Source organism: Caballeronia arvi, assembly GCF_001544695.2.
GTDB lineage: Bacteria > Pseudomonadota > Gammaproteobacteria > Burkholderiales > Burkholderiaceae > Caballeronia > Caballeronia arvi.
Genome location: NZ_FCOM02000136.1, coordinates 1 through 5,673, shown reverse-complemented (window position 1 = coordinate 5,673; position 5,673 = coordinate 1). Strand labels below are relative to the sequence as shown.

The window sequence follows — 5,673 nt, the reverse complement described above, 5'->3', positions numbered from 1 at the left end:
AATGTAGAGCTGCAACCTAACCTGTCACTCAACGCAGGAGAAAGCCGTCGCAAACGGGGGGCGTTCATGTAGACCTCCGTAATGCGGTACCCAACCCGCGGATATCAGCGTGATTCACCGTCGGCCTTACTGCTACGTCGCCCTCAGGAAATTCCTTTGCCTATGGAAAAGCCAAAGACGCAGATATCGCGATTGACATGGACAGTCATATCAGCGGCTCGGCAGGGCCGGTCCCCGATCCGCGCGCGCGTGGGCATGATGTGAGAGCGTGGGGAGGTCCAGTAGATCACGTGAGATCGTTCCATGATCGTGGACACGATCTATCTGGATCTACCCGGTCAAACGGTGGGCGTGGGCGCAGCGGCAGGCTTCAGTTTGTCGGCCACGAGACCGATTCTACCCCTGCGTTTGCGAGGCCCTCCCGTTAAGTCCCTCGGGGATAGGAGGAAAACATCCTACGCTTTTTGCAGTCGCTGCGGCAGCATTCTTCTCAAGTCGGAATTGCTTTACCCGACGGGCAGGCTCGCCCGCCACCTTTGCATGGCCGTATTGACAGTCGTTGCTTGGGTAGTAACCGGCCCGATGTTTCATTATTCGGATGGCTGGCAGCTCGTCATCAACACGGGCACGACGGTCGTCACTTTTCTGATGGTGTTTCTCCTTCAGCAGAGGCAGAACAAAGACAGCGTCGCGCTTCACCTAAAGCTCAATGAGTTGCTTTCATCTCATCGCGCGGCGAGCAATCAGCTCATCGGAATAGAGGATGCTTCCGAAGACGAACTACGACGGCTCGCGGCAGCCTACCTGCGTTTGTCGACGAAACGGACGTACGAAGTAGCAAGCCCAACGCCGGAACAGTTGTCACCCGCCGAACCCGTGCAAACGGCTCCTGATGGAGGCTAGCATGTCAGGGTTCGTCTGCGTTTCGAAGGCCGGTCACAAGTCGAGCGGATGTCGTGGGTAGTCTCCAATTCACAGGAGCTTCAGAAACGGTTACGCGGCTCGCGGCGCCCCTCGTGAATCTGGACAACGTCTCCGTGGCCGTCCACGACAATGCGGGCGAACACGAACTCGAGGACCCTTCGTATCTTTTGCTCGGGTCCGTCGCAGCAGCCCGGTATGTTGAACTTCGCTTCCTCGTCGAGACGGATAGCGAATCCTTCATTGTCGAATTCGTCTGGGCTTCGAAAGAGCTGCGGATACTGCAGCACATAACGGTCGACGAAGGGCCAGCAGTGCCCAAAATCATCGGTGGGATAGGGCCACCTAAATCTCTTCCAAGGCAGAGAGCCTGAAGACGAACTGAGAAAGAGCGGAACCCGGGAGATGAACCGTTCCGTTAGCGAGAAATGTCGAAGGTTCCATAAGCGCACCCCGCCTACTGCAGTTCACGCACGCCGCGACTCTGGACGGAACTTACACGACGCAGTAGCGCACGCAGTGTGTTCAATCGGCGCTGCCGCATTTAGGCCAAGCTCATCTGAGGGCAAACCTGAATCGGCAGTAGTCGACCGTGGTAAGACCAACGAGAAGCGCAGGTTCGGAATGGCCGGCTCGCCGCTACGTGTCTTGGGGGCGAAACCGAGTCAATCTGCCTTGTTGCCGCCCCGCGCTTACTCGCGGTGTCGACGATTACATGTCTAGCGGCCCCTCCGCTCCCAACGATGACCTCGACATCGGGGACAAATACGGCGTCCGATTGTAATACTTATGGAGCGAAGAACCCCAAGCCATGTCCGCCATCGCCGGCCAGTGGTCTTTGTCAAAGCCCGGCTCGCTCTTGATACGCTCGGCAGTCGCATCGACTCTAAAGCATTTTTGGTCCGTATCTAAGGTAAGTGCATTCCACGGCAGCGCACGGAGGGTATCGCCGATGCCTAAGAAGCCACCGCTCGACAGCACTGCATACGCGATGCGCCCGCTGCGGACATCGAGCATGATTTTCGAAATCTTGCCGACGTCTTCCCCGTCTGACGTGACTACCGTCGTATCTTCTAGTGTCGATGCCGCCATAACGTCTGGACCGGGCTCGTCCCCGACGCCGCTGCCGACGATGTTCGCACCGTTCTGCGCGCCTAAGCCTGATTGTGTAACGTCTCCCGTCACCATGACAATGCTCCAAATCATAGGCCCGCTGAGTAACCGCTTAGTCTGTCCAATCAGAAGATTGGACAAGACCTCCTACGCCGAATGACGCGCGGGCAACTCGCCGCTTCGTCCTTATTCGCGCGCAACAGACGTACCCCCGTGTCCGCTTAAGCAGCGCTGGTCAACCGTCAACCTGATACTTCGACTTCGCCCGTCAAGCGCTGGCTTCGTTATGCAGGAAGAGAGAGCACTTAATGCTTGGATTGAGCCGGCGCGGCCTTAATTCTTCAGATAAAAACGGTACTTTAGACGAAGCATAAGTAGAATCGACCGTTATTCCCTATCGCGCCGCAATTTCATGTAGCCAAGTACTTGACACTTCCCTTGCGTTCAACAAAAAATGTAATCAACGACAGGCGACAACTTCCGAAGTGCCTTCTTGAACAACTGGAGACTACTCAATCTGCGAGGCTTTTGCATTGACTTAGTTGTACCAATTACTTAGACGATGCCTACTGTGAAACGTCTCACGGCGAGATAGGTAGGCACGCTAACATCGCATCGAGGACTTTATGGCAACCGGTACAGTGAAATGGTTCAACGACGCGAAGGGATTCGGTTTCATCACGCCCGATGACGGCGGAAAGGACGTTTTCGCACACTATTCAGAAGTCAGGGTCGAAGGATTCAAGACACTTGCCGAAAATCAGAAAGTAAGCTTCGATATGCGCGAAGGCCCGAAAGGGTTACAAGCAGGCAACATTCACCCCCTCTAACGCATCGCGAGTCCGTGTGCGCCCTCCCCTGTCGCGACAGCCGGCAGCTCGAAACCGTCGAGCGGCGGCGGCTCGAGGGACTTTCTTTTGCCGCTGTCCGCACAGCACTAAGGCTTCCTTCGGAGTTCGACCTTGAGGCCCTCGCTGAGGCGCGACGCCGAGCGTTCGCAGGGCCGTAAAGCGTTGCGCCTATCCGGACGCACGGTGGAGTCCTCAGTCCGGAGGAGACTCGAAGGCCCAGCCATGCCGCGAAGTAGATTCACGCCGCCCTATCGGCCCGGCATTTTAAGTCGTGCTCCGAGGAATCGACATCCTTCGGGTCACGATAGGACGTAGCTACGCGCCGAAGCTTCAGGAGACCCACAGCTGTTGCAGGACCGCACCGTTGCAAGACATTCCGCGACAAGGAAGACGGTTGCATCGAGGTCGTGCTGAAGCCAAGAACGTAGCGAAGGCGCGCGGCACGGGCTTTGCGCAGTGCCGCGCATGCCGACCACGAACGCGAAGCCATGCCCCACGCCGATGAACCCTTACTCGTCATCTCGCCCCATCTCGACGATGCCGTCTTCAGTTGCGGCGCCGCCGTCGCCGCTGCGCCCGATTCGATCGTATGCACGGTTTTCGCGGGCGTGCCGCACGACGCGCTCGTTACGGACTGGGACACGCAATGCGGCTTCGCGAACGCGCATCAGGCCATGCGCGCGCGCCACGCCGAAGACTCCGCCGCGCTGGATGCGCTCGGCGCGCGCCCCATCCATCTTGGCTTTCTCGACTCGCAATATGCAGACGATAGCCCCGCCACGCGCGATGAGATCACCACGGCCCTGCTCGACGTGATCCGCGCGAGGGCTTATCGTGCGCTAGCTATTCCGTTGGGTCTCTTTCATTCGGATCACGACCTCGTGCATCGCGCGTGCCGCGAGGCATGGCTCGTTGATCCATCGCTTGCCTGCATCGCGTATGAGGACGCCTTGTATCGGCGCATGGACGGGCTCGTGCAGACGTGTCTCGCCGAACTCTCCGGTCGCGGCATCATCGCGACGCCTGTGTCCGAGCGCATCGACACGGCCGCGCTCGACCGCCATCAGGAAGCGAAGCAGCGCGCCGTGAGCCGCTATATCAGCCAACTGAAGGCTTTCGGCCCAAAGGGTTACGACGACGTCTTCGCGCCCGAACGGCTCTGGACCTTGCAGCCCACACATCATGACCGATGAACGCGTCGTTCTTCCCGACACGGACCATGCGCGGCTGTCCGTCGTCGTGCTGACTTACAACCGTACCGATGAGGTTCTCGACACGCTTGCAAGACTTGCCGCGCTGCCTGATCGCATCGATATCATCGCGGTCGATAATGCCTCCACCGATGGCGCCGCCGAGCGCATCGCGGCGAATTTTCCGTTCGTGAAGCTCGTTCTCGCTCCGCGCAATCTTGGAGCGGCAGGCCGCAATCTCGGCGTCGCGCGCGCCGAAACAGAATACGTCGCATTTTGCGATGACGATACATGGTGGAGTCCCGGCTCGCTGTCCCGTGCCGTCGACGTGCTCGACGCCGCGCCGCGCGTCGGCGTGCTGAATGCGCGCGTGGTCGTCGGCGAATATGGCGCAATCGATGAGACCTGCGAGCGCATGCGCGAAAGTCCGCTCGCGCGCGACGGGCTGCCGGGACCCGTGCTCATCGGCTTCATGGCGGGCGCGTGTGTGTTTCGCACGGACGTCTTCCGGCAAACGGGCGGCTACGAACCGAGGCTTTTCATCGGCGGCGAAGAGACGCTTCTCTCGCTCGATGTGCTCGGCGCAGGCCACGAGATCGTCTATATGGATGAGCTCGTGCTCCATCATCATCCTTCTCCGCTGCGCGACAGCGCGCAAAGACGCAGGCTGCTCGCGCGCAATGCCGCGTGGGTCGCATGGATGCGTCTGCCGCTGGCCGAAGCGATGCGCGCCACACGCGACGCGATCGGTGTCTCACCCGCGCTGCCCGATCTGACGCAACTGGCCGCGGGCATCGTGTGGGCGCTCGGCAGGCGGCGCGTGATCGACGATCGCGTGCGACTCATGCGGCGTCTCGTCCACGAAGACGACGCACGCCGCCAAGCGCAGACGCGCGGCGAACGCGCTGTCGCTTCTACACGCGCCACGTAAAAGCGCGCGTGCCGCGCTTCGAACCAAACGACATTTGGTTCAACGCGCGACGAACCGAAAATCGTTTCGTACTTCTGTCGACACTCACAACGAGTGGCACGCCAAATGCTGAATCCGGAAGACTGATCCACGCGACTGCGCGCCGCGCTACACGCCGAAGGGGATCGCATAACAGAGGATTTCTCGTGAAGATCGCTTTGATCAGTGAACATGCATCGCCGCTGGCGATCGCGGGCGGCGTCGACAGCGGCGGCCAGAATATCTACGTGGCCAATGTGGCGCGCCAGCTCGTGCGTATCGGCCACGATGTCGATGTCTTCACGCGCTGCGATCGTTCGCTGCTGCCGCTCGTCTCGCGCTTCGAAAACATCCGAGTGATCAACGTGCCGGCGGGGCCGCCCGTGCAGTTGCCGAAGGAACAGCTGCTGCCGCACATGGATGCGTTCGCGAGCTTCATGATCGACTTCATGCAGCAGGAAGCGCAGCCGTATGACATCGTGCACGCTAACTTCTTCATGTCGGGTCTCGTCGGCTTGTGCATCAAGGACGCGCTCGGCGTGCCGCTCGTCACGACCTTTCATGCGCTCGGACGCGTGCGGCGGCTGCATCAGGGCGAATCGGACGGCTTTCCCGATGCGCGCTTTGATATCGAGGACGAACTCGTTAA

The 5,673-nt window shown here is 59.7% G+C and carries 6 protein-coding genes and 1 pseudogene; 6 read left to right on the top strand and 1 reads right to left on the bottom strand.

What is annotated here, in order from left to right; genetic code table 11:
- The first annotated feature begins 439 nt into the window (after positions 1-439).
- Both AWB74_RS43210 and AWB74_RS46205 read left to right on the top strand, forming a co-directional pair.
- Positions 440-903, top strand: a pseudogene (locus tag AWB74_RS43210) (low affinity iron permease family protein).
- A gap of 113 nt (positions 904-1,016) precedes the next feature.
- The gene (locus AWB74_RS46205; RefSeq protein WP_143749503.1) at positions 1,017-1,295 is read left to right on the top strand and encodes a hypothetical protein; all 279 of its coding nucleotides are present in this window, start codon (positions 1,017-1,019) and stop codon (positions 1,293-1,295) included.
- Between the two features lie 337 nt (positions 1,296-1,632).
- On the opposite strand, the gene AWB74_RS43200 is transcribed toward AWB74_RS46205, so the two are convergent.
- Positions 1,633-2,109 carry a PRC-barrel domain-containing protein gene (locus tag AWB74_RS43200; RefSeq protein ID WP_061152620.1) on the bottom strand — a complete coding sequence of 159 codons (477 nt, stop codon included), beginning with the start codon at positions 2,107-2,109 and terminating at the stop codon, positions 1,633-1,635.
- A gap of 551 nt (positions 2,110-2,660) precedes the next feature.
- On the opposite strand from AWB74_RS43200, the gene AWB74_RS43195 reads away from it, so the two are divergent.
- The 4 genes from AWB74_RS43195 to AWB74_RS43180 all read left to right on the top strand — a co-directional run.
- The gene (locus AWB74_RS43195; protein ID WP_061152617.1) at positions 2,661-2,864 is read left to right on the top strand and encodes a cold-shock protein; all 204 of its coding nucleotides are present in this window, start codon (positions 2,661-2,663) and stop codon (positions 2,862-2,864) included.
- Positions 2,865-3,373: 509 nt separating this feature from the next.
- Entirely contained in the window at positions 3,374-4,078 is a 705-nt protein-coding gene (locus AWB74_RS43190; RefSeq protein WP_061152619.1) for a PIG-L deacetylase family protein, read from the top strand.
- A complete protein-coding gene (locus AWB74_RS43185) occupies positions 4,068-5,006 on the top strand; it encodes a glycosyltransferase family 2 protein (RefSeq protein ID WP_061152616.1) in 939 nt (312 codons plus the stop codon). Before AWB74_RS43190 ends, AWB74_RS43185 begins: the two co-directional genes overlap by 11 nt.
- A 185-nt stretch (positions 5,007-5,191) precedes the next feature.
- Positions 5,192-5,673, top strand: a 482-nt coding sequence (locus AWB74_RS43180) for a glycosyltransferase (RefSeq protein WP_143749502.1), incomplete at its 3' end; no start/stop codon positions are given.

Bases quoted from the DNA above. Each gene is read 5' to 3' on its own strand.
- AWB74_RS43200 (WP_061152620.1), bottom strand. From the start codon at position 2,109: ATGGTGACGGGAGACGTTACACAATCAGGCTTAGGCGCGCAGAACGGT.
- AWB74_RS43195 (WP_061152617.1), top strand. From the start codon at position 2,661: ATGGCAACCGGTACAGTGAAATGGTTCAACGACGCGAAGGGATTCGGT.
- AWB74_RS43190 (WP_061152619.1), top strand. From the start codon at position 3,374: ATGCCCCACGCCGATGAACCCTTACTCGTCATCTCGCCCCATCTCGAC.
- AWB74_RS43185 (WP_061152616.1), top strand. From the start codon at position 4,068: ATGACCGATGAACGCGTCGTTCTTCCCGACACGGACCATGCGCGGCTG.